The following is a 24,038-nucleotide window of genomic DNA, read 5'->3' as shown; positions in this document are numbered from 1 at the left end:
AGGTATATTTAATGTTTGATAATATTTTAGAGCAACAAAAAATTCAAAAAGCGCAGGAGTTAAAAGAACTAGGAATCAACCCTTATCCACACTTTTTAAAAAAAGAAATGGGTATAAGTGAATATAAGGCTAAATTCATCTATATTAAAGATATAGAAAATCAGCGTGATGAAAATGCTCATGGAGTATTAGCAGGAAGATTAAAGCTTCTTAGGATAGCTGGTAAATCAGTATTTGCTAATATAGAAGATGAGCAAGATAATTTACAAATTTACTTTAATCAAAACATTTTAGGGGAAGAATACTTTGCCATTTTAAAAAAATATCTTGAAGTAGGGGATATTGTTTTGGTTAAAGGTTTTCCTTTTATGACAAAAACAGGAGAATTCAGTCTTCATGTAGAACAAATTCAAATAGCTACAAAAGCTATAGTGCCTTTACCGGAAAAATATCATGGGCTGACAGATATTGAGCAAAGATATAGAAAAAGATATCTTGATATGATTATGAATAGTGAGGTGAGAAAAGATTTTATTTTGCGTTCTAAAATAGTTTCTTATATTAGATCTTTTTTTGATAACAAAGGATTTTTGGAAGTTGAAACACCAATGATGCATCCTATTGCAGGTGGAGCAAATGCAAAGCCTTTTGTAACTTATCACAATGCTTTGGGTGTGGAAAGATTTTTAAGAATTGCTCCAGAGTTATATCTAAAACGTTTGATTGTAGGTGGTTTTGAGGCGGTTTATGAGATTAATAGATGTTTTAGAAATGAAGGGATGGATTTAACGCATAATCCTGAATTTACTACAATCGAGTTTTATTGGGCTTATCATAATTATCATGATTTAATGGATTTAACAGAAGAGCTTTTTGCTATGCTTTTAGATAAATTAAAATTAGATAAAAAACTTGAATTTGATGAAAAAATAATTGATTTTTCTAAGCCATTTGAAAGAATTGCTTATAAAGACGCATTAAAAAAATATGGCGGTTTGGATGATGAGCTTATTAATAATAAAGAATTAATTTTGGAAAAGCTAAAAAAAGATGGATTTGAAGCCAATGAAAAATTGGAATTAGGTCATTTACAAGCTGAACTTTTTGATAATTATGTTGAAGATAAATTGATTGATCCTGCTTTTGTGATAGATTTTCCTATTTCTATAAGTCCTTTATCTAGAAGAAGTGATAAAGATGCAGATATTGCTGAAAGATTTGAGTTGTTTATCGCAGGTAGAGAAATTGCTAATGGATTTAATGAGCTTAATGATCCTCTAGATCAATATGAGAGATTTTTAAAGCAAATTGAAGCAAAAAATGCAGGTGATGAAGAAGCATGCGAAATGGATGAGGATTTTGTTAATGCATTAGGTTATGCTATGGCACCAACTGCAGGACAAGGTATAGGAATAGATAGATTGGTTATGCTTTTAATTAATAAAAAATCAATTCGTGATGTAGTGCTTTTCCCAGCCATGAGACCACTTAAAAACGAGATAAAAGGAGAGTAAATGTTGGAAAAATTTGATAAAGAAATTTTTGATTTAACCCAAAAAGAGTTAGCAAGACAATGTGATGGTCTTGAAATGATAGCAAGTGAAAATTTTACCATACCAGAAGTTATGGAGGTAATGGGAAGTATTTTAACAAATAAATATGCAGAAGGCTATCCTGGTAAAAGATATTATGGTGGATGTGAATTTGTTGATGAGATTGAAACGATTGCTATAGAAAGATGTAAAAAACTTTTTAATTGTAATTTTGCCAATGTGCAACCTAATTCAGGCTCACAAGCAAATCAAGGTGTATATATGGCATTGTTAAATCCAGGTGATAGAATTTTGGGTATGGATTTAAGCCATGGAGGACACCTAACTCATGGTTCTAAAGTAAGTTCTTCTGGAAAGGTTTATGAAAGCTTTTTTTATGGAGTTGAGCTTGATGGAAGAATTAATTATGATAAAGTTAGAGAGATAGCAAAAGAGATTAAACCAAAACTTATTGTTTGTGGTGCTAGTGCTTATCCTAGAGTGATTGATTTTGCCAAATTTAGAGAAATAGCAGATGAGGTTGGCGCGTACTTGTTTGCTGATATTGCACATATTGCAGGTTTGGTTGTAGCGGGTGAGCATCCTAGTCCATTTCCTTATGCCCATGTTGTAAGTTCTACTACACATAAAACTTTAAGGGGTCCAAGGGGCGGGATTATCATGTGTAATGATGAAGAAATTGCTAAAAAAATAAATTCTGCAATTTTTCCAGGCATTCAAGGTGGTCCATTAATGCATGTAATTGCTGCTAAGGCTGTTGGATTTAAATATAATTTAAGTGATGAGTGGAAAATTTATGCTAAGCAAATCATCAAAAATACTGCTACTTTGGCACAAGTTTTAATAGATAGAAAATATGATTTAGTCAGCGGTGGTACTGATAATCATTTGATTTTATTAAGCTTTTTAAATAAAGAATTTAGTGGTAAAGATGCAGATTTAGCGCTAGAAAGAGCAGGTATTACAGCTAATAAAAATACTGTTCCAGGTGAAACTAGAAGTCCTTTTGTAACGAGTGGTTTAAGACTTGGAACAGCAGCTTTAACAGCAAGAGGTTTTAAAGAAGAGCAAATTTCTATTGTTGCAAATTATATAGCTGATATTTTAGATGATATACAAAATACAAAATTACAAGAGGAAATTAAGGTTAAACTGAAGGATTTAGCAAGTAATTTTATTATTTATGAAAGGGCTTTATTTTGATTACAACAATGGATTTAGCTTTAATTAAAATGGTTACAAGTCATTATTATATAAAGCGTGATACTATAGTAAATAAATACGAATACAAGGGTAGAATTTTCTTTGATAAATTTGAAAAAGTTAATGCCCCATTAACCGCTAGTGTTATACAAGAGCATATGGAAAAAAAGATAATCGTGGCGCATTCTTTGATCAATAGTTTTGATAAGGTTGAAAATATTGTATTTGATTATAACGGTTTTAACGCGGAGCGTTTTTGGCATAGAGCGCAGCTTGTTTTAAGAGAAGAAGGTTTTATTAATTTTACTGCTTATAGAACAAGAACTAATAATCATTTACATTTGTATATTCATAAAGGACACACAACTTTTAACGAGGCTTGTTCTTTGGGCTCAAAACTATCTTTGCTTTTTTCTCAAAAGATGCCAGTAGAGTGGAAGGTTTTTCCTAGTATGGATATACCTAGAGAATTTAATATATTAACCTTGCCTTATGAAGTTTATCAAAAAGAACGCGGTGCTTCTTGGTCTAAACATATGTAATTTTGAAAGGATGAAAAATGGAAGAAAACAATAAAAACGAATTTGATGATATAATTTTGCAAAAAAGCAATAAAAGCGAAAAACTTAAAAAAATTTTACTTAGATCGATTATTTTAATCATTGTATTTTTAGTTGTTATGATAGTAATGAAGCTAATTAATGACCCAGGTGAAGAAAAAACATTACAAATGCCATCAGAACCACAAGAGCAAGCTGCTTATGAAAATAATTTTAATTCTTTGCCTATTACAGATAGTGCTAAAGAAGAGGATGAATTTGAAGCTTTAGCTAGAAAATTAAAAGAAGAGAGTTCTTTGAATGATACAAATACTACCATAGAAGAAAAGCAAGAAGTTCCAAGTAATAGTGTTTTAGATCAAATTACTACAATAGAGCCAAAAGAAGAGCCAGCTAAGGTGGAAGAAAAACAAGAAGAGATTAAACCTATAGAAAAATCTATAGAAAAACCAACTCAAAAACCTTCTGAAAAACCAAAAAATAATATAGTTGAGCAACAAAAAGCTCCAGAGCAAAGCAATACAAATGAATTATTTGAAAGTATCAAAACACCAAATGTTCAAACACAACTTCCTTCAGGTGCTTATATTCAAGTTTTTTCTTTAAATAGTTTAGATCCTAAATCAAAAGAATTAAATATACTTAAAGAAAATGGATATGATTATAAAATTTATAAAACAACAGTAAATGGCAAAGAGCTAACGAAAGTTTTAGTTGGACCTTATAAAGAGAGTGAATTAAAGACCGAATTAGAAAAAGTACGTTCTAAAATTGCAAAAGGTGCTTTTACATTTAGAGTAAAATGAAAACTTTTGCAGTTATAGGTGATCCTATTATGCATTCTAAATCTCCAAGAATGCATAATAATGCCTTGCAAGCACTCAAAGAAGACGCAGTTTATACAAGATATCATCTAAAAGATAAAGCAAAACTAAAAGAGATTATTCAAAAGCTAGATGGTGCTAATATCACCATACCTTTTAAAGAAGTAGCTTGTGAAATAGCTGATTTTAAAGATGAAAGTGTTATACATATAGGCTCTGCTAATACTTTATTAAATAAAGATAATAAAATTTATGCTTATAATACAGATTATTTGGGATTTTTAAAAGCAATTGAGGATTTTTCTTTTATCAAAAATGCTTTGATTTTGGGTGCCGGGGGTACAGCTAAAGCTTTAGCATATGCTTTAAAATCTATATATATTGAAGTTACAGTAGCAAATCGTTCTAGTGCTAGATTTGAAAATTTAGCTAGCTATCCATGTTTTTTATATAATCAACTTGATTTAAGTAAAAAATTTGATTTGATTATCAATACAACTAGTGCAGGTTTAAATGATGAGAAATTACCTTGCCAAGAAGAGATTTTAAAAAGTATTTTTCAACATGCCAAATATGCTTTTGATGTGATATATGGTAAAAATACACCTTTTTTAAAATTAGCAAGAGAAAATGGCTTAAAAATAAAAGATGGTACACAAATGCTTTTATGGCAAGGTGTTTTTGCTCTTGAGTTATTTTTAGAATGTCAAAAAACAGAAGAAATTTTTAAAGCCATGAAAATGGCTTTAAAACTTCCTTAGTGGCTAAACCAAGATTTGATTTTATCAAACAAACTTTCTTGTTCTATAAAGCCTTCTTCATCTGCTAAGCCAAAACTTTTCTCAAGCTGCAATAGTAGATTTTTTTGTTCATCAGTAAGCGTTTTTGGAAATTTTATTTCAATTTGTACAATATGTGAGCCTAATTTTCCATTGTGAATATTTTTAACACCTTCGTTGGCTAATTCGAATTTTTGTTTATCTTTTGCACCGACTGGAAGTTTAAGATCAGCCTCTCCTCTTATAGTGGATACTTTAATAGTTTTTCCAAGAGCAGCTTGGGTAAAAAATACAGGTACTATGGTATAGATATCATCATCATGTCTGATAAATTTATCATCATCTTCTACGATGATTTTGATATATAAATCACCTCTTTGAGAAGAATTTGGAAGCTCATTTGCTTTATTTTGTACTCTAAGACTCATACCGCTGTCTATACCTTCTGGTATATCAAGTTCTATATGATCTTTTATTTCTTCATAGCCATTACCATGACATGTTTTACATTTATCTTTTATAATCTGACCACTACCTTTACAATGATCACAGCTTTGCACAAAGGTCATAAAGCCTTGTCTAACACCAACTTGCCCTTTTCCTCCGCAATGAGGACAAGTATCTAATTTTCCATTTTCTGAACCACTTCCTTTGCATGATTTACAAAAACTTTTATAGGTAAAATCGATCTTTTTTTTACAGCCAAAAACAGCTTCTTTAAAGCTAATTTTTGTCGTTATTTTTAAATCTTGAGGATATTTATTTCCTTTTTCTTTTTTACGTGTTGAGCTGCCAAAACCAAATCCATCTCCAAAAAAGCTTGAAAATATATCTCCTAAATCAACATCTCCAAAACCACCAAAACCACCGGCTTGACCTTTAAGCCCTTCTTTTCCGTATCTATCATATACACTTCTTTTTTCATCATTGCTAAGCACCTCATAAGCTTCATTTACAAGCTTAAATTTCTCTTCTGCTTCTTTGTCTCCTTGATTTCTATCAGGATGATATTTTAAAGCCATCTTTCTGTATGCTTTTTTTATGGTTTCTTTATCTGAAGTTTGGGAAATTTCTAGTATTTCATAATAATTAAGTTCCACTTTTTTCCTCTCTTGAAAAATTAATATTGTAATTTTAGCAAAAAAATAAATGAATAGTTAAATTATGTGTTATAATGTTAAGTTCGTAACATATTTTCACTAAAGGGGTAGAGATGATTAATGTTTTAATGATCGAAGATGATCCAGATTTTGCAGAGTTTTTGGCAGAATATTTGGCCCAGTTTAATATAAAAGTTACTAATTATGAAGATCCATATTTGGGAATGAGTGCTGGTATAAAAAACTATGATTGTTTAATTCTTGATTTAACTTTACCTGGACTTGATGGTCTTGAAGTTTGTCGTGAAATAAGAGAAAAATATAGTATTCCTATTATTATTTCTTCAGCTAGAAGTGATTTGAGTGATAAAATTGTAGGACTTCAAATAGGTGCAGATGACTACCTGCCAAAACCATATGATCCAAAAGAAATGCACGCAAGAATTATGAGTTTGATTCGTCGTTCTAAACGAACCAATGAAACTCCCGAGAAAATAATCAATTCGGCATTTAAAATTGATGAAAAAAGACATGAGATAAGTTACAATGATGAGGTTTTGGTTTTAACTCCTGCTGAGTATGAAATTTTAAGCTATATGATAAGACAACATGGTTTTTCGGTTAGCAGAGAACAACTTGTGTATCACTGTAAAAGCTTAAAAGATAAAGACTCTAAAAGCTTAGATGTTATTATTGGTAGACTTAGAACTAAAATTGGTGATAGCTCAAAAGCGCCAAAACATATTTTTTCAGTTAGAGGAATAGGATATAAATTAATAGGATGAAAGTAACTATTAATCTTAAAATCACCGTTCTTTTTGCAACAGCTTTTTTATTTGTTTGTGCCTTGTTTGTGCTTTTAGGAAAGGTTCAGATTGATTCTTATTTAACTAACGAACAAGGAAGGCAAAAAGAAATTGTAGAAAAAATAATATACAACCTAGAAAGAAAAGAAGATTTTTCAATACATGAGTATCTTCTTTCTAAATCTTTTAAATTAGTTGAAAATGATCGCAGTGCAAAACATATCATTGCAAAAGGTGAAAAGGTATTTAGGATTAATTCTTTATATGGAAGTTTTTCTTCTATTATTTACCATAATCAAATTTTTTTCTATGTAGAAAGGTTAAATACAAAACATCTTTATGAATTAAATGCTTCTACGCGTTTAGAATATTTATTTTTATTAAGTTTCTTTTTTAGTTTGATTTTGATTATATTTTTATATTTTTCAGTATTAAGATCTTTAATGCCTTTAAAAATTCTAAAAAAGAAAATTAAAAATATTAGTGCAGGTAAAATTGAACCTTTATCTGAATACTCTCAGATTAATGATGAAATTTCAGAAATATCTTTTGAATTTGACCATGCTATCAATAAAATTCAAGAGCTTGTAAAATCAAGACAGTTTTTTTTAAGAATGATTATGCATGAGCTTAAAACACCTATTGGCAAAGGTAGAATAGTTTGTGAAATGTTAGATAACCAAAAGCAAAAAGATCGTCTAGTAGCGATTTTTGAAAGACTTGAATTGTTGATTGATGAATTTGGAAAAATTGAAAAAGTCTTATCAAGAAATTGTCAACTTAATTTGCAAACCTATCATTTGAGTTTGATTTTAGAGCAAGCTGAAGATTATTTAATGAGGGATGATTTTTATCAAAAAGTAAAAATATCCTATAAAGAAGATACTATGATAATTGCTGATCTAGAACTCTTTTCTTTAATGCTTAAAAATTTAATTGATAATGCTATTAAGTATTCAGATGATAAAGCGTGTGAGATTATATGCTCTGGGGATTATATAATTGTTAGAAATAAAGGGATGCAGCTTAAAAAAACTTTTGATTATTATTTAAAACCTTTTGTGAGAGAACAAAATACCCAAGTAGAGGGAATGGGGCTAGGGCTTTATATCATTAACAATATTTGCAATCTTCACGGTTATAATTTAACCTACAGCTATGAAGATGGCTATCATACTTTTAAAATTGTTTTTTCAAGGTTAAAATAATTTGAAAGGTTTGGAAAAATTTAACGAGCTAGTATCTGCCTTTTCCGCTTTGCCTACTATAGGGAAAAAGTCTGCTTTAAGGCTTGCATATCATGTTTGCATAAAAGATCCCTTATTAGGTTCTAAGCTTGCTTATCATATTGAAGAATCAATTAGAATGATAAAAAAATGCACACAATGTGGTGCTTTAAGTGAAAATGAATTATGCGAAGTTTGTTCTAATATAGAAAGAAATCATAGCATTATTTGTATAGTTCAAGATTCTAAAGATGTTTTGGTTTTAGAAGATAGTGGAAGTTATGATGGGCTTTATTTTGTACTTGATGATACAAGTGAAGAAAATATTATAAAATTAAGAAGCATGATTGAGCATAATAAAACCACAGAAGTATTTTTTGCTTTCACACAAGGCTTAAATTCTGATGCCATTGTTTTTTTTATAGAAGAAAAATTAAAAGATTTAAATTTGAGTTTTTCTCAAATAGCTCAAGGTATTCCAAGTGGTGTTAGTTTGGAAAATGTTGATTTTATATCTTTGCATAAAGCTATAAATCATAGAACTAAACTTGATTGATATATTGTTTTAACAATGCTAGCCATTCACTTTTATTAATATCATTTAAGATTAAATTTGCAAAATTACAATCTTTAACTCTGTTTTTAGAAAAAAGCAAAATTACAATTTGTGGATTTTTTATCTTGTACTCTTGTAAAATTTGACTAATATGCATTAGATCAAATTTTATAACCTCATAGTCTACTAAAATTAATTTAAATCTAAATTGTAATGCCTTTTTAAAGTCACTTAAATTATCTATGGTTTGATTATGTGAACAAAATTGATTGGTTATGTTTAAAATAAGATCATTTTCAAAGTAAGAAGATTTAAAAATTAAAACATTATAACAATCTCTTGTAATGTAACACTCTTGTGTAAAATGAGTATTTAAAAAATCAACAATCTCCTCAATATGAATTTCTTCAAAAGTGAAATTTAAAACATCATCTATTTTTTCCTTTGAAATGATAAAAGAATAATTTTTATCATCTTTTTGGTTATGTTTGTATAAAATTTCACTACTAATACCCATTTTAAGCAAAATAGACTGCAATAGAAAATTTTCATTTTTGTTATTATTGATAATACCTGCATGTATGTTTTTAAAGTGTCTATGTTCTAAGTTAGGTTTATAATCATTGATAAAAGGTTTTAATATATAAGCAGAATTATCTAGATATAGATAGCTCAAGCCGTGGGCAAGATATTGATAATTTTGTTCTAGATGTAGGTTTTCCTTTTTTTGCTCATGCAGTTTTTTACCCATTAAATCAAACGATAATTTTAAATTTTCTTTTAATTCTTCTAAAGATTTTGATTTTGGTAAGGAAAAATATTTTTCTATCTCTTGAATCAAGGTCTTGTCTTTTTTGATTTTATGATTTTTTGAGATTATATAAATACAGGCAATAATAAAAATCAAAATACTTATAAAAGTATAAATGAAGAATAATTTTTGATCCATAGGATATAAAAAATAATAATTTAAAAAACATAAAATTAAAGTCAAAGCACTAATAAATAATATCATAAATTTTCCTTGATTAATTTAGCTATTTTTGCATTGGAAAGTGATTTTAATTCATCAAAACTAGCTTTGCTAATCTCATCAAAACTACCATAATAATCTAAAAAATTTTTAATATATCCTTGAGAAATTCCAAGTTGTATTAATCTAGAACTTTGCAAATCTTGCTTTCTTTTTGTTTTTTGATGAAAACTAATTGCAAAGCGATGTGCTTCATCACGTAATTTTTGCAAAAATTGTAATTTTTTATCATCAGTAGAAAGTTGAATTTTGCCTTCTTGAGTATAAATTTTATCTTTCGCACTTCCTTTTGCCCTGTAAGCTTTCGCATCTATTTTCTCTTTAGAAATTGCTAAAATATCTACATTTGCACCAGAGCTTTTTATGATATCATTGGCTAGCTTTAATAAAGTATCTCCCCCATCAATTAACCATAAATCAGGTGGGGGATTTTTATCAAATGACAAAGCCCTTTTGCTAAGGGTTTGAAGCATTTGATCGTAATCGTTTTTATAGGATAAATGGTAGTGTCTATAAGAACTTTTGTCAAATTGTCCATCTTTATAAGCTACCAAAGCACCGACATTTGCTTCACCTTGCATATGAGAATTATCAAAAATTTCTATATAATTAGGATAATTTTGTAGGTTAAAAAAATCTTTTAATTCTTTTAAAAATAAATAATTATCGCTTTTTAAGTGCTTTTGTATGTTTATTTTTGCATTTTCTAGTGCAAGTTCACATAAGGCTTTTTTTTCGCCAAGTTTTGGAGTTTTAAGATGAAATTTTTTAGAAAACCTTTCACTAAGTAAATTTTGCAAAAGGTTCATGTCTTCAAATTCTTCATGCGTATAGATTCGGGTTGAATTTATTGGACTATCTTGGGTGTAATTTTCTAATATGTATTGTTTATATATTGCATTTAGGTCAAATTCATCTTGATGATTTAGAGTTAGTACTTTATGGTTTGAGCTGATTATCCTGCCATTATTTATAACAAAACGCACCATAGAGAGTATATTTGCTTCATGGTGTATGGCAAAAACATCAAAATCTTCTAATTTTGCAAGGTCTATTTGGATTTTTACACTTAAATCTTCTATTGTTTTGATTTGATCTCTTATAGTAGCTGCTTCTTCATAGTTTTCATTTTTTGCATATTCAAACATTTTATTTTCTAAATTTTTTGTCAAAGATAAGGGATTTAAAAGAGCTTGAGTTGCCCTTTGGATAATTTTTTCATATTCTTGTTTAGAAATTTTTTGCTCACATGGACCTTTACAACGCTTGATTTGATAAAAAAGGCAAAGCTCCTTGCAAGATTTTTTTTGTCTTAGTTCAAACGATAAATACAAAGCATTTAAAAGCTCTTTTGCTCCTTTAAAAAACGGACCAAAATATTTTATTTTGTTTTTTTTGATGATTTTTCTTGTAATTTCAAATCTAGGAAAATCTTCGTTTAAATCTATGTAAATATAAGGGTAGGTTTTATCATCTCTTAATAATATATTATATTTTGGATGAAGTTGTTTTATGAAAGAATTTTCCAATATTAAGGCATCAGCCTCACTTTTTGTAGTGATAAATTCTAAATGATGTGTTTGGCTAATCATTTTTTGAATTCTCAAGCTATTGTTAGGATTTGGGCAAAGATTTGGAGTGAAGTTAAAATAACTTCTAACACGGTTTTTTAAATTCTTGGCTTTACCTACATATAAAAGCTTACCTTGAATATCAAAGTATTGATATACACCAGGTAAATTTGGTAAGGTTTTGAGTTCATTTTCAAGCATTTTTTATAAGCTTTCGCAGTTCTTCAAATTTGTTATGTAAAATAGGATTTTCAAAATGATTTTTAAAATTTCCATTAGAAAGCTCTAAGTGAGCTTTTTTATGTTCATTAAAAGTTTTGTTTTTAGAAATAAAGTTTTGATCACTGAGTATTTTTATGTTTTCTACCTTTGCAAAATTACTCATTGGCCTAGCTAAAGTATAGTTTTTTATGAGACTTTTAATCATTTTTTTGGTATTATCGTGATTTAATTCCATATATGCAATGTGGTGCTTAACTAAAATAATCAAAGTATTATTTTTTATAAAGAGTTTAGTAATCATTTGTTGGTGATTGTGATTAAACAAATTTAAAAACTCTTTATATTGAAAAAATATTTTTAAAGGTTTATAATGTTTAAAATCAGCAAGCTCGTTGATGATGTAATGACTCGTTTTAATTTTCATTTAATTATTTTAACATTTTTTTTATTAATATTTCTAAATGCATGTGGCTATAAGGATGCTCCATTTTATGAGATAAAAGATAATAATGGCAGTGTAAAAGAGATTAAAAAATTCCAATCTTTGGAGAGTGAAATATGAGTAGAATACTTTTTTTACTTTGTTTTAGTATTAGTTTTTTATTAGCAGGTCAAACCCATGAGTTGAATTTGGCTTTTAGCGCTTTGGGTATAGGTGTTTTAATAATTTTTATATTAGGTTATTATTTTATCGCAGCAGAAGAGAAATATCATATCAATAAAACTAAGCCTGCTTTATTTATAGGAACTTTATCTTTTGTTATCATAGGTATATATATGGTAATGAATGATTTAGATACGCAAATGCTTGAAGAGAGTGTTAATCATCTTATTTTAGAAATTGCACAAATTGTATTTTTCTTAATAGCCGCTATGACTTTTATAGAAGCTTTGATAGAAAGATCAGTTTTTGAAACTTTAAAATACAAACTTGTAAGCAAGGGTTATACTTACAGAAAGTTATTTTGGCTAACAGGTATTTTAGCTTTTTTTATTTCTCCAATTGCGGACAATCTTACAACAGCTTTGATTTTATCCACTGTGCTTTTAACTATAGATAAACATAATAAAGAATTTTTAATCCCAGGTGCTATAAATATTGTAGTAGCAGCTAATGCTGGTGGAGCTTGGTCGCCTTTTGGTGATATTACTACTTTGATGGTTTGGACAGCAAAAAAAGCCACATTTTTTGAATTTTTTGCTCTTTTTCCTGCTTCTTTTATTGGCTGGTTACTTACTGCTTATTTATTGTCACGTTATGTGCCTAATATTAAGCCAAATTTCCATAAGGATAATTTAGAAAAAGTAGAAATTAAACCAGGCGGTAAAGTTTTTATTGTACTTGGTTTTTTAACCATAGCTTTGGCAGTATTTATTCATAGTATTTGTGATTTACCTGCAATGTGGGGTATGATTTTTGGTCTTTCATTGCTTAGTTTATATATGTATTTTTTCAATAGAAAACAAGGTAAAAAAGATTTAAATATTTTTCATTATATGACGCGTATTGAAATGGATACTTTATTATTTTTCTTTGGTATTTTATCTGCTGTAGGTGCTTTGCATTTTGTTGGTTGGCTTGCATATGCTTCTGATCTTTATGCAAAATTTGGAGCTACTAGTATTAATATAGGAGTAGGATTTTTATCTGCTATTGTAGATAATGTTCCAGTTATGAGCGCGGTATTAAAAGCAAATCCAAGTATGGATGATACTCAATGGCTTTTAGTGACTCTTACAGCGGGAATAGGGGGATCTTTGATTAGTTTTGGTTCAGCTGCTGGAGTGGGAGTAATGGGTAAAATGAAAGGAATTTATACTTTTAATGCTCATTTAAAATATGCATGGACGATTTTGGTTGGTTATATAATATCTATTATAGTTTGGTATGTACAATTTCAATTGTTAAATTTATAAAGGAGTTAGATGAAAAAAGCAGATATTTTAGTTTTGGACTTTGGTTCACAATACACACAACTCATTGCTAGAAGATTAAGAGAGCAGGGTGTGTATGCAGAAATTTTACCTTTTAATGTGAGTTTAGATGAGGTTAAAGCTAAAGAGCCCAAAGGTATTATTTTAAGTGGTGGGCCAGCTAGTGTATATGCAAATGATGCTTATTTTTGTGATAAGGGTGTTTTTGATTTAAATATACCAGTTTTAGGAATATGTTATGGTATGCAACTTATGGCACATCATTTTGGAGCAAATGTTGCCCCAGCAGGTCATAAAGAATATGGCAAAGCAACTATAGATATTCAAAATGATAGTGATTTGTTTAAAAATTTACCTAAAAAGCAAACAGTATGGATGAGCCATTCTGATAAGGTTGAGAATTTACCACAAGGTTTTGAGGTTTTAGCTACTAGTGAAAATAGTCCATTTTGTGTATTTGGAGATGAGAAGCGTAAATTTTTTGCTTTACAATTTCACCCTGAAGTTCAACATAGTGAATTTGGAAAAAGCATCTTGAAAAATTTCGCAAAATACGCATGTAATTGTGATAGTGTATGGAATATGGGATCTTTTGCAAAAACTCAAGCACAAAAAATTAAAGAAGAAGTAGGAAATGATAAAGTTCTTTGTGCAGTAAGTGGCGGAGTTGATAGTAGTGTGGTGGCTGCATTATTAGCAAGTGCGATAAAAGATCAAGTAGTAGTTGTTTTTGTTGATAATGGTCTTTTAAGAAGTGGTGAAAAAGAACAAGTTGAGTATATGTTTAGACACACCTTAGGCATTGATTTAATCAGTATTGATGCTAGAGAGATTTTCTTAAGTCGTTTAGCAGGGGTAAGAGATCCTGAACAAAAGAGAAAAATCATAGGAAATACTTTCATAGAAGTTTTTGAAGAAGAAGCTAAAAAACATAAAGATGTAAAATATCTAGCACAAGGGACTTTGTATACTGATATTATTGAAAGTTCGGTTGTAGGAGCTAGTAAGACTATAAAATCTCATCATAATGTGGGTGGTTTACCTGAAAAGATGAATTTAAAACTCATCGAGCCATTAAAGGAAATTTTTAAAGATGAGGTAAGAGCTTTGGGAATGGAGCTTGGCTTAAGTAAAGATGTAGTTTATCGTCACCCTTTCCCAGGGCCAGGCCTTGCTATACGTATAATGGGTGAGGTAAATGAGCCTAGTTTGGAGCTTTTAAGAAAAGCAGATGTTATTTTGATTGAAGAATTAAAAAGCAGTGGCTGGTATGATAAGACATGGCAAGCTTTTTGTGTGCTTTTAAACGTGCAAAGTGTTGGTGTAATGGGTGATAATAGAACCTATGATAACGCAGTTTGTGTGCGCGTTGTTAATGCAAGCGATGGTATGACTGCAACTTTTTCTCATTTACCTTATGAATTATTAGAAAATATTTCACGTCGTATTATTAATGAAGTAGAAGGAATCAATCGCGTAGTGTATGATATTTCTAGCAAGCCACCAGCAACGATTGAATGGGAATGATCATTTAGTGCAAAAATAAACAAAAGCAGGGGGAAGATTTTGCCAAATGATAGGTGAAATTTCTACCTTGCTAAAAGTGGCAAAAAGTTTTTTCTTAAAAGCTCTCCCTTTTGGTGTTGGGAGTATATAAGCAAATGTTGCAAAACAACCATTTTCCTCTAAAGCATCATGAATGGATTTTAGCAATAAATCTTGTTCTTTGGAATTTAATAAAGCCCAAGGAATTCCTGAGATAATTAAATCTACACTATTGATCGCTCTTTTTTCTAACATATTTGGTAAAAATTCTGCTGAGTTGACTTCTATATCTATATTTTTTATCTTTTGCTTTAATTTTTTTGCCATTTGAGGATTGATTTCTACGGCAAAAAAACTTGCATTATGGCTTTTTTGTTTGAGGATATACTTTGTAAAACTTCCTGTACCAGGCCCTATTTCAACGATATTTTTTGCATGTTGGACATGAGAAGTTATGAGTTTACTTAATTTTTTAGAGCTTGCGCAAAACGCACCTGTTTGTTTTGGGTTTTTAAAATATTGATATAAAAACATAAATAAAATACCTAAAGACATTTATTTTGTGAAATTTTAAAATATAATTGTAAATTTATGAAAACAAAGTTAAAATAAGAATTGAATTTTTCTTTAAATCAAGGATTTGGATATGCACGGAAAAATAATGGTTTATGTGGATGCTACTGGAAGAGGAACAGTAATCAATCTAGCAAAAACATTTTTTGAATTTAATAAACACGCATGGCATGATAAAAGAAGTATGCCAACGGTTGGTATGTTTGTTGAATTTAGATCCGATGGAAAGCATATTACCGATTTACGTCCTTCTAAATTTCAAGAATTTACAGATGGTGATTTTATCAAAGAAAGAGATTTCTGGAAAACAGATAGTGATGATGAATTAGAAGATTTAAGACTGACAAGACGAGATGCTTATGTTCAAGAACTTTATAGAGAAACAGATTATGATAATCTTGATAAAATCACATTAAATTTAACTATCCCACAAGCTATTCAAAGATATTTTTATAATGAAACCTTGTCAATTAATGCAGTAAAAGACATTAACACAGATGAGGTACCATATATTATTGATTTTTTTGCTATGAAGCGTTTTTTATATAAGGCTTTAGATACTTTATTATTTTCGGATAATACTATCAATCAAGCTGATTTTTCTGCAATGAAAAATATCATAGTGCACCTTGAAATGTCATATAAAGATATGAAGGACAAGCAAAAGCATATCAACATGGAACGCTTATATGAAGAGGTTTTTTTATCTCATCAGTGTCATTACCAAGCGCTTTTAGCTTCAATTGATAACAGAAAAAATAGAAAATTAGCACTTGATCGTCAAATGAGCACTTTAATAACAGATATAAAATCAAAGCAAGCAAGATTAGAAGCAGAAGGCGGAAAAAAACACCAAGAATTAGAAGAAATGATACAAGGTAAAAAACAAAAACTAATAGAATTAAAAAATGAAGCTGATTATTTTACTAAAAGCGTAGAAAGACTAGAGTTGATAAAAAAATCTTTTTATGAAAAAAATTTTACTATTTTTAGTAATAGTTTTAATATGGCAAGAGAAAAGCTTTTTGAAAAGATTAAGCAGGGTTTAAATATATGTGCAACAAAACTAGATATAGAAATTTGGAAAAAATCTTTAAAATCAACAAGCATTAAAAACTCTTATTTTAAAACAGCAAGCGAAATTTCTTTTTGTACGCTTTCTTTTGCTGAGCTTTATTTAAACAGACTAAACAAACATGCTTTAAACCCAAATGATCAATTGTTGTTTTCATATGTAAAGAAAGTAAAAAAAGAATGTGAAAAGAATTTCCTAGTTGTAACTTCTAATCCTGATTTATATGTTAATATGAAGATTCAAATTTTTGCAATGAATCCTTATTATGTAGTTAAGCATGCACCTAAGAAAGTAAATTACCAAGGGTTAATGAAAAATACTGAATTTGATATAGTTTATGTCGATGAAAAGACTATATGGGCGCCTGTTGCTGATGTTATTTTGGAAGGAAAATATTTTTTAAAGAAAGATTCTAAGACAAAATTTAAGATTTTATAAAAACCTTTTAAACGCTATTTTTAAGTTTTGTTAGCTATAATTATACTGCCTAAATGGTTCGATATGGTATTAAAGAGGATCCAACACATTAATTATAAGCTGTGATGTGTGATTTACCGTGTTCTGTGACTTCGTTTGAGTTTTGAAAAAAGCGAGAAGCTGCAGCCTTTAAAAATCACCTAATGGCATACTTTGACTTTTTGAGGGTCAGACACTTATACTCCGGCCATTTGGGTTTTTGTAATATTTTTAAGGAAAATAATGAAAATTTTAATACTAGGAAGCGGTGCTAGGGAGTATTCTATCGCTTTGGCTCTTCAAAAAACAAATGATAATTTAGAATTTTATTTTGCTCCAGGAAATGGTGCTACTGCTAAAATAGGAACAAATCTTAATATGAAAGATCCTAAGGTGATTACAGCTTATGCAAAAGCATCTGAGATTGATCTTTGCATAGTTGGGAGTGAGAATTTTTTAGCAGAGGGTATAGTAGATCTTTTTAAAGAAAACAATATTGCTATTTTTGGGCCTACTAAAGCTGCTGCTATGTTGGAAGCTTCAAAATCTTTTATGAAGAGTTTTTTAAAAAAATATAAAATCAAAACAGCTAAATTTTTAAACACAACTGATTATGAAAAAGCTAAGAAATTTATCACATCTTTAACACCTCCTATTGTTGTAAAAGCAGATGGCTTATGCGCAGGTAAAGGGGTGATTATCGCGCAAAGCCATGAAGAAGCTTTAGAAGCTACTAAAAATATGCTAAGTGGAGAAAGCTTTGGGGAAGCTGGAAAAATTGTTGTGATTGAAGAATATCTTGATGGTTTTGAATTAAGTGTATTTGCAGTTTGCGATGGAAATGATTTTATATTGTTGCCTGCAGCGCAAGATCATAAAAGATTATTAGATAATGATAAAGGGCCTAATACGGGTGGCATGGGGGCTTATGCTCCAAGTACTTTAGCAAGTGAGAATTTGTTAGAGCAAGTGAAGAAAGATATAGTGGCGCCAACTCTTAAAGGCATGAAAGAAGAAGGTGCTGAATTTGTTGGAGTGTTGTTTATAGGCTTGATGGTTGTAAATAATAAACCTTATGTTTTAGAGTATAATGTGCGTTTTGGTGATCCTGAATGTGAGGTTTTGATGCCTTTAATAGAAAATCCTTTGGATTTATTTTTAGCATGTGTGAATAAAAATCTTGCTAATACTCATATAAAAATTAAAAATGAATTTGCTGTGGGTGTGGTTTGTGCAAGTAAAAATTATCCTTACAAGGACTCACCAAAAGCTTTGATTGAGATAGGCGATATTCCACAAAATTCTCATATTTCTTATGCTGGTGTGAATTTAGAAGATGATAAATTATATGCCAGCGGTGGTCGCGTGTTGGTTTGTGTGGGAACTGGCAAAAGCATTGAAGAGGCTCAAAAAAACGCTTATATGCTTTGTGAAAATGTCCATTTTAAAGGAAAACAATACAGAAAAGATATTGCCTTTCAGGTTCTTAAATGAGTACCAATCAAGAATTATTTGATAAGCTAGAAAAAGAAGAAATAAAAATAGCAAGTTTTAAAAAAAGATTTTTAGCTTATGTTGTCGATAGTTTTGTAATTTTGGGCATCGTAAGTATTATTTTGCTCGATAAAATTAATTCTATGCAAACTTATGAAGAAATTCATAATCTTTTAATGCGTTTTGCTGGTGGGATTTTGATTTTACAGTTTGCATACCATAGTTTATTTACTTATTTATATGGCGCAACTTTAGGAAAAATGCTTTTGAAGATCATGGTGATTGATCAAGAATTGCTAGATAAACCAAATTTTACTCAAAGCGCTCTAAGAGCAGGTGTAAGACAAATTAGTGATATGTTGTATGGTTTAGGATTTGCTTGGGCTTTGAGTAATATTGTTTTGAAAACTTGGCATGATTATGCAGCCAAAACAGTGGTGATAGATCTTGCGTAAAATATTGCTTTCTTTAACTTGTGTAGGGAGTTTGTATGCTTCTAAGGTAGACATTTATGCTTTAGATGTTGTAAAAACAAATGATATTATAGAAGCAAAAAACAATGTAGTTGTAGTTTCTGATTTATATTTAATAACCGCAAGCGAGGCTAAATTTAATGAAACAACTAAAGATTTAGAATTGTTTGGTGATGTAAATATCTTACGAGGACAAAAAGAAAGAACCAATTCTACTTATACTAAAATTAATCTTAAAGATAACACAACAGCTTTTAAAAATTTATTTTTTTCAAATAACGATTTAGAGGTTTGGTTGCAATGTCATCAAGCAGATTTAAATGATAAGTTTGTTGTAACTAAAAAGTCGGTTGTTTCTAGTTGTAATGTTGAAAATCCTGATTGGGAAATTCGTTTTGATGAGGGTAAATTAAATAAAGAGAGTAATTTTTTACATCTTTATAATGCAAGATTGTATGTAAAAAATACTCCTGTGATGTATTTGCCGTATTTTGGCTTTAGTGTAGACACCAAAAGGAAAAGCGGTTTATTAATTCCTCAGGTGGTTTTAAAACAAAGCGAGGGGTTATATTATAACCAACCAATCTATTATGTTATTGATGATAATGCAGATATTCAATTTGAACCTCAAATTAGGACAAAAAGAGGCTATGGATTATACTCAACTTTAAGATTTATTGATAGTCCTTATTCTCAAGGTGAAATTAGCGGTGGTATTTTTGGAGAAAAATCAAGCTATAAAAAAGAAGAAAATTTAAAAAACAAAGAACATTATGGTTTAGAGATTAAATATTCAAGTGAAGCTTTACTCAATAGCCTTTTGAGCGATGAATTTCAAGAAGGTTTATGGATTGATGCTACTTATTTAAATGATGTAGATTATATAAACTTAAGCTCTAGTGCAAAAACTGAAGCTTCTTTGGTTACCTCAAAAATAAATTATTTCTTATCTGATGATGATAATTATTATGGTGCTTATGCAAAGTATTATATAGACACTTCTAAAATTAGCAATAAAGATACTTTACAAGAATATCCATCTTTTCAATATCATAGATATTTAAATGGTTTTTTTGATAACTATATACAGTATAGCTTAGATGCTTCTTTTCATAGATATTATAGACATACGGGTATTTATGCTAAAACTTTAGATTTTGATTTACCTTTAATTTATCATACAAGTTTTTTGGATGATTTTTTAAATTTTGCCTTTACAGAAAGAGTTTATGCAAATTTTGTAGATTATTCTAATACAGATATTAAAAATCAAGAGCATTTGTTTAGAAATTCACATAATTTTTCTTTATATACAGATCTTTCTAAACCTTATGAAAATTTTTATCATACCTTGTATTTAGGTGCTAATTATTTTATACCTGGAGCCAAATCAGGTAAAATTACCGAAGATTTTATAGAATTAAAAGATGATCCTGAGCAGTTTAATTTTTCGATGTATCAGTATTTTTATAGCGCTTTAGGCAAAAAAAAGCTATATCATAGTTTAAAGGCTAAGTATTTTACCAAAGAAGGTAGTTTTGGTGGTTTTGATAATGTTGTGGAATATTTTTATAATGATTATATAAGTTTAAGAAATGAGGCGGAATATTCAGGGGTAGATAATCGCTTTGATAAAGTATTTAGCGAGGCCTTATTTGATTATGGTGAGTGGAAAGTTAGTTTAAATCATGCTTATAGAATATATGAAAAAGAAAAATATAATTTTTTAGGAACTAAAGCTCAGTATGATATAAATACCAACTATCAAATATTTGGTGGTTTGTGGTTTGATTTGAATAAAGATCCTGAAAAATGGGAGATAGGTTATACTTATCAAAGAAAGTGTTGGAATTATTCTTTGATGTATCGTAAGGATATTTCACCTAAACTTACTAGTGGTGGGATTAGCGCTAAAGATCAAAGTGGTGTATATTTTATGTTTAATTTTTATCCTTTGGGTGGTGTATCTTATGATTTTTCTCTGGAAGAAAATGAAAGGTCTATATAATGTTTTTTGAAGATGAAAAAGATGCGCTTGAAAGATTATATGATTTACTTCCATTAAATAAATTAAAAGATTATATCATTATTACTCCTTCTTTAAAATCTATAGTTTTTGTTGATGCATTGGCAAAAAAATTAGAAATACCCTATGATTTTTTATTTACAGAGCAAATCAAAGCTCCTAATAATGATGAATGTCAAATAGCTATGATTAGCGAAACAAAAGAATTAGTTTATAATGAAGCCTTAGTTAAGGCTTTTGATATAAGCTTAGATTATATTTATGGTGAGGCAAATAGAACTTATGAAGAAAAAATTTTAAAGAATGTATATCGTTATAGAAAAGGTAATCTTTTAAAAGATTTAAAAGGAAAAAATATTTTAATGTTGCATGAGGGGTGTGAGAGTGGGATTACTGCTTCTTCATGTATAAAAAGTTTGTTAAAAGAAGAGGTTAGTAGTATTATTTATGCCACCGCTTTGATGCCAAGTGATGTATATGATTATATTAGTGTTTTTGCAGATGAGGTTTATTGCGTGCAAAAAATTGATCATTTTGTAGATATTGAGTTTTATTTTAAAAATAAAACGATTTTGCAAGCTCACGAAATTTTAGATATTTTAGAAGAAAGTAGGTATTATTTACCTTTAAAAAAATAAATTTATATCTGAGCAATAAGTTGTTTAGATATAAATTTATAGGCAAAATAAAAACAGGCTTTTTAAGTTTTAGTTTTTAAAATTTAAAAAGCTTATTTGGTTTTGCCTATGATAAAAATTTAAAGGAAAATCATGCGACATGAAATAAATATCAATAATCACCTTGAAATATTTGATACCGATAAAGTGGCAAAACAAGCAGCAGGTGCAGTTTTAATGCAAGAAAAAAATGCAGTAGTTTTAGCAACTGTGGCAAGAGAAGAAAAAATGGTAGAAGAGGATTTTTTGCCTCTTACAGTTCAATATATAGAAAAAGCTTACGCAGCAGGTAAAATTCCAGGAGGTTATGTAAAAAGAGAAACTAAGCCAGGCGACAATGAAACATTAAGTGCTAGGATTATAGATAGAAGTTTAAGACCTCTTTTTCCAAAAGGATATGCATATCCAACCCAAATTGTTGTAATGGTTCTTTCTGCTGATCCTGAAGTAGATTTACAAGTGATGAGTTTAAACGCTGCAAGCGTTGCTTTGTATTTAAGTGATATCCCTATTAAAGCGCCTGTTTGTGGCGTAAGAATAGGTCGTATAAATAATGAATTTGTTTTAAATCCAAGCAATAGTGAGTTAAAAAATAGCACTTTAGATCTTTATGTAGCAGGCGTTAAAGATGAGCTTTTAATGATAGAAATGAGAGCTTTGGCAAACAAGCAAGATGATAAACACCGTATGAATGAACTTAGCGAAGATGATACTTTAAAGGCTTTAGATTTTGCAAGTAGTGCAATCTTGCGTGGTTCCAATGAATATGAAAAAGCATTTGCTGCTTATAGAAAAAATTCTAAACTTGAGTTTAAAATAGAGTCAGATAATATTCAAATTATTGACTATATAAAAAATACTTATATAACAAAACTCAAAATTGCTATTAATCAAATGGCAAAAAGTGAAAGGGCAAGTGAAATTTTACAAATAGCAAAAGAGATTGAAAGTGAATCTATAGCTATTGAAAACGAATGGAAATTTGAAGATATTGAAAAAGCTTTACATGCATGCAAAAGAGAACTTATTAGAAACCAAATTATTAATGAAAATAAAAGAGCAGATGGTAGAGGTTTAAAGGATGTTAGAAAAATAGACATAGAAACAAATATTTTACCAAGTGCACATGGATCTTGTCTTTTTACTAGAGGGCAAACCCAAGCCTTAGTTGTGGCCACCTTGGGAAATGATAATGATGCGCAAATGTCAGATATGCTTACAGAAAAAAACCCAATTTGTGAAAAATTTATGGTTAATTATAATTTTCCAGGTTTTTCGGTGGGCGAAGCTAGCCCTATAAAAGCTCCTGGCAGAAGAGAGCTAGGCCATGGAAATTTAGCAAAAAGAGCTTTGTATCCTAGTGTTGATACAGATTATGTTCATACAATTCGTTTGGTTTCTGAAATTTTAGAAAGCAATGGTTCTAGTTCTATGGCTACTGTTTGTGGTGGTGCATTGGCTTTAAGAGCTGCAGGGGTAAAAAGTGAAAAACTAGTAGCAGGTGTGGCGATGGGGCTTGTTTTTGAAGATGAAAAATATGCTATTTTAACCGATATCATGGGGCTTGAAGATCATGATGGAGATATGGATTTTAAAGTAGCAGGAAGCTATGATGGAATCACTGCTTTGCAGATGGATATAAAACTTGGTGGTATAGAGCAACAGGTTTTAAAAGAGGCTTTATATCAAGCAAAAGAAGCTAGGGAGCACATTTTGCAATTAATGGAAGAGGCTAATCAAAACATAGTTGTTAATGAAGCTATTTTGCCAAAGATTGAAATTTTTAATGTAGATCCAAATAAAATTCCTGATATTATAGGTCAAGGTGGTAAAATCATTAAAGAAATTATTGAAAAATTTGAAGTTAATATTGATTTAGATAGAGATAAAGGTGAGGTTAAAATAGCAGGAATTGATCACGATTTGATTTCTCAAAGTAAAGAGTATATATTAAATTTACTTCACTCTAAAGGTTCTAACAAAAAGCGCGACAAAAAGGAAATGCCTAAATTTGATATCGGTGAAGAATTTCTAGGACGAGTTCAAAAGGTTGTAGAATTTGGAGTTTTTGTAGAACTTAAAGAAGGCGTGGATGGTTTATTACATAATTCTAAGATTAAAGAAAAGCTAGAGGTAGGAGATGAAATTAAAGTTAAAGTTGCAGAAATTAAAAATGGAAAAGTATCTTTAGACTTAGCCTAAATTTTGAGCATGTTAAAAAATATGCTCAAAATTTTATATTATATCTTGACAAAAGAATATTCTTTTGGCATAATTTCGTTTTTTGATTGTCTCGTTAGCTCAGCCGGTAGAGCATCTCCCTTTTAAGGAGGGGGCCGTTGGTTCGAATC

General features: G+C 29.5%; 21 protein-coding genes. 16 read left to right on the top strand and 5 right to left on the bottom strand.

Annotated features, from left to right (window positions below):
• The first annotated feature begins 11 nt into the window (after positions 1 to 11).
• Genes lysS through L8T90_RS06940 form a run of 5 tightly spaced genes read left to right on the top strand, consistent with a single transcriptional unit; the run spans position 12 to position 4,901 of the window.
• Positions 12 to 1,514 (top strand): lysine--tRNA ligase, encoded by a 1,503-nt coding sequence (gene lysS, locus L8T90_RS06960; protein WP_263737087.1) that lies wholly within the window; start codon positions 12 to 14, stop codon positions 1,512 to 1,514.
• Positions 1,515 to 2,756, top strand: a complete 1,242-nt coding sequence (locus L8T90_RS06955; RefSeq protein ID WP_263679599.1) for a serine hydroxymethyltransferase — start codon at positions 1,515 to 1,517, stop codon at positions 2,754 to 2,756.
• A complete protein-coding gene (locus L8T90_RS06950) occupies positions 2,753 to 3,298 on the top strand; it encodes a DUF1882 domain-containing protein (protein WP_012661221.1) in 546 nt (181 codons plus the stop codon). Before L8T90_RS06955 ends, L8T90_RS06950 begins: the two co-directional genes overlap by 4 nt.
• A 17-nt stretch (positions 3,299 to 3,315) precedes the next feature.
• The gene (locus L8T90_RS06945) at positions 3,316 to 4,122 is read left to right on the top strand and encodes an SPOR domain-containing protein (protein ID WP_263737086.1); all 807 of its coding nucleotides are present in this window, start codon (positions 3,316 to 3,318) and stop codon (positions 4,120 to 4,122) included.
• The gene (locus tag L8T90_RS06940) at positions 4,119 to 4,901 is read left to right on the top strand and encodes a shikimate dehydrogenase (protein ID WP_263737085.1); all 783 of its coding nucleotides are present in this window, start codon (positions 4,119 to 4,121) and stop codon (positions 4,899 to 4,901) included. The genes L8T90_RS06945 and L8T90_RS06940 overlap by 4 nt, the downstream gene beginning before the upstream one ends.
• On the opposite strand, the gene dnaJ is transcribed toward L8T90_RS06940, so the two are convergent.
• Positions 4,898 to 6,019 carry a molecular chaperone DnaJ gene (dnaJ, locus tag L8T90_RS06935; protein WP_263737084.1) on the bottom strand — a complete coding sequence of 374 codons (1,122 nt, stop codon included), beginning with the start codon at positions 6,017 to 6,019 and terminating at the stop codon, positions 4,898 to 4,900. The two genes, L8T90_RS06940 and dnaJ, sit on opposite strands and share 4 nt — an antisense overlap.
• Before the next feature lie 113 nt (positions 6,020 to 6,132).
• Here dnaJ and L8T90_RS06930 point away from each other — a divergent pair, with 113 nt between their 5' ends.
• The 3 genes from L8T90_RS06930 to recR are packed head-to-tail and all read left to right on the top strand — an operon-like array spanning position 6,133 to position 8,607.
• Positions 6,133 to 6,804 (top strand): response regulator transcription factor, encoded by a 672-nt coding sequence (locus L8T90_RS06930; RefSeq protein WP_012661225.1) that lies wholly within the window; start codon positions 6,133 to 6,135, stop codon positions 6,802 to 6,804.
• Positions 6,801 to 8,033: an ArsS family sensor histidine kinase gene (locus L8T90_RS06925; protein WP_263707213.1), complete on the top strand. Its 1,233-nt coding sequence runs from the start codon at positions 6,801 to 6,803 to the stop codon at positions 8,031 to 8,033. The genes L8T90_RS06930 and L8T90_RS06925 overlap by 4 nt, the downstream gene beginning before the upstream one ends.
• Before the next feature lies 1 nt (position 8,034).
• Complete coding sequence (gene recR / locus L8T90_RS06920; protein ID WP_263683192.1) at positions 8,035 to 8,607, top strand: recombination mediator RecR; 573 nt, start codon at positions 8,035 to 8,037, stop codon at positions 8,605 to 8,607.
• Here recR and L8T90_RS06915 read toward each other — a convergent pair.
• From L8T90_RS06915 to L8T90_RS06905, 3 genes are read right to left on the bottom strand one after another with little or no spacing between them, the layout of a single operon-like run.
• Entirely contained in the window at positions 8,594 to 9,622 is a 1,029-nt protein-coding gene (locus tag L8T90_RS06915) for a hypothetical protein (protein ID WP_263737083.1), read from the bottom strand. The genes recR and L8T90_RS06915 overlap by 14 nt on opposite strands.
• Entirely contained in the window at positions 9,619 to 11,412 is a 1,794-nt protein-coding gene (uvrC, locus tag L8T90_RS06910) for an excinuclease ABC subunit UvrC (RefSeq protein ID WP_263737082.1), read from the bottom strand. Before uvrC ends, L8T90_RS06915 begins: the two co-directional genes overlap by 4 nt.
• A complete protein-coding gene (locus L8T90_RS06905; RefSeq protein ID WP_263664181.1) occupies positions 11,405 to 11,857 on the bottom strand; it encodes a hypothetical protein in 453 nt (150 codons plus the stop codon). Before L8T90_RS06905 ends, uvrC begins: the two co-directional genes overlap by 8 nt.
• 134 nt (positions 11,858 to 11,991) lie before the next feature.
• On the opposite strand from L8T90_RS06905, the gene nhaD reads away from it, so the two are divergent.
• Positions 11,992 to 13,350, top strand: coding sequence for a sodium:proton antiporter NhaD (gene nhaD / locus L8T90_RS06900; protein WP_039617835.1), 1,359 nt, complete (start codon positions 11,992 to 11,994; stop codon positions 13,348 to 13,350).
• A gap of 9 nt (positions 13,351 to 13,359) precedes the next feature.
• Positions 13,360 to 14,895, top strand: a complete 1,536-nt coding sequence (gene guaA, locus L8T90_RS06895; RefSeq protein WP_214127309.1) for a glutamine-hydrolyzing GMP synthase — start codon at positions 13,360 to 13,362, stop codon at positions 14,893 to 14,895.
• Here guaA and L8T90_RS06890 read toward each other — a convergent pair whose 3' ends face one another.
• Complete coding sequence (locus L8T90_RS06890; protein ID WP_263664184.1) at positions 14,896 to 15,447, bottom strand: class I SAM-dependent methyltransferase; 552 nt, start codon at positions 15,445 to 15,447, stop codon at positions 14,896 to 14,898.
• 112 nt (positions 15,448 to 15,559) lie between these two features.
• On the opposite strand from L8T90_RS06890, the gene L8T90_RS06885 reads away from it, so the two are divergent.
• The 6 genes from L8T90_RS06885 (at position 15,560) to L8T90_RS06860 (ending at position 23,889) form a co-directional block, all read left to right on the top strand.
• Positions 15,560 to 16,999: a hypothetical protein gene (locus tag L8T90_RS06885; RefSeq protein ID WP_263683188.1), complete on the top strand. Its 1,440-nt coding sequence runs from the start codon at positions 15,560 to 15,562 to the stop codon at positions 16,997 to 16,999.
• Between the two features lie 261 nt (positions 17,000 to 17,260).
• On the top strand, positions 17,261 to 18,511 hold the full coding sequence (gene purD, locus L8T90_RS06880) for a phosphoribosylamine--glycine ligase (RefSeq protein WP_263737081.1): 1,251 nt from the start codon (positions 17,261 to 17,263) through the stop codon (positions 18,509 to 18,511).
• The gene (locus tag L8T90_RS06875) at positions 18,508 to 18,966 is read left to right on the top strand and encodes an RDD family protein (RefSeq protein ID WP_012661236.1); all 459 of its coding nucleotides are present in this window, start codon (positions 18,508 to 18,510) and stop codon (positions 18,964 to 18,966) included. Before purD ends, L8T90_RS06875 begins: the two co-directional genes overlap by 4 nt.
• A complete protein-coding gene (locus L8T90_RS06870; protein WP_412175009.1) occupies positions 18,956 to 20,992 on the top strand; it encodes an LPS-assembly protein LptD in 2,037 nt (678 codons plus the stop codon). Before L8T90_RS06875 ends, L8T90_RS06870 begins: the two co-directional genes overlap by 11 nt.
• A complete protein-coding gene (locus tag L8T90_RS06865; protein ID WP_263664187.1) occupies positions 20,992 to 21,648 on the top strand; it encodes a phosphoribosyltransferase in 657 nt (218 codons plus the stop codon). The genes L8T90_RS06870 and L8T90_RS06865 overlap by 1 nt, the downstream gene beginning before the upstream one ends.
• 132 nt (positions 21,649 to 21,780) lie before the next feature.
• Positions 21,781 to 23,889: a polyribonucleotide nucleotidyltransferase gene (locus L8T90_RS06860; RefSeq protein WP_263737079.1), complete on the top strand. Its 2,109-nt coding sequence runs from the start codon at positions 21,781 to 21,783 to the stop codon at positions 23,887 to 23,889.
• The last annotated feature ends 149 nt before the right edge of the window (positions 23,890 to 24,038 follow it).

It is taken from the genome of Campylobacter sp. RKI_CA19_01121 (genome assembly GCF_025771295.1).
Classification (GTDB): Bacteria; Campylobacterota; Campylobacteria; order Campylobacterales; family Campylobacteraceae; genus Campylobacter_D.
The sequence above is the reverse complement of the archived record's forward strand: the minus strand, read 5'-3'. Positions and strand labels throughout refer to the sequence as shown.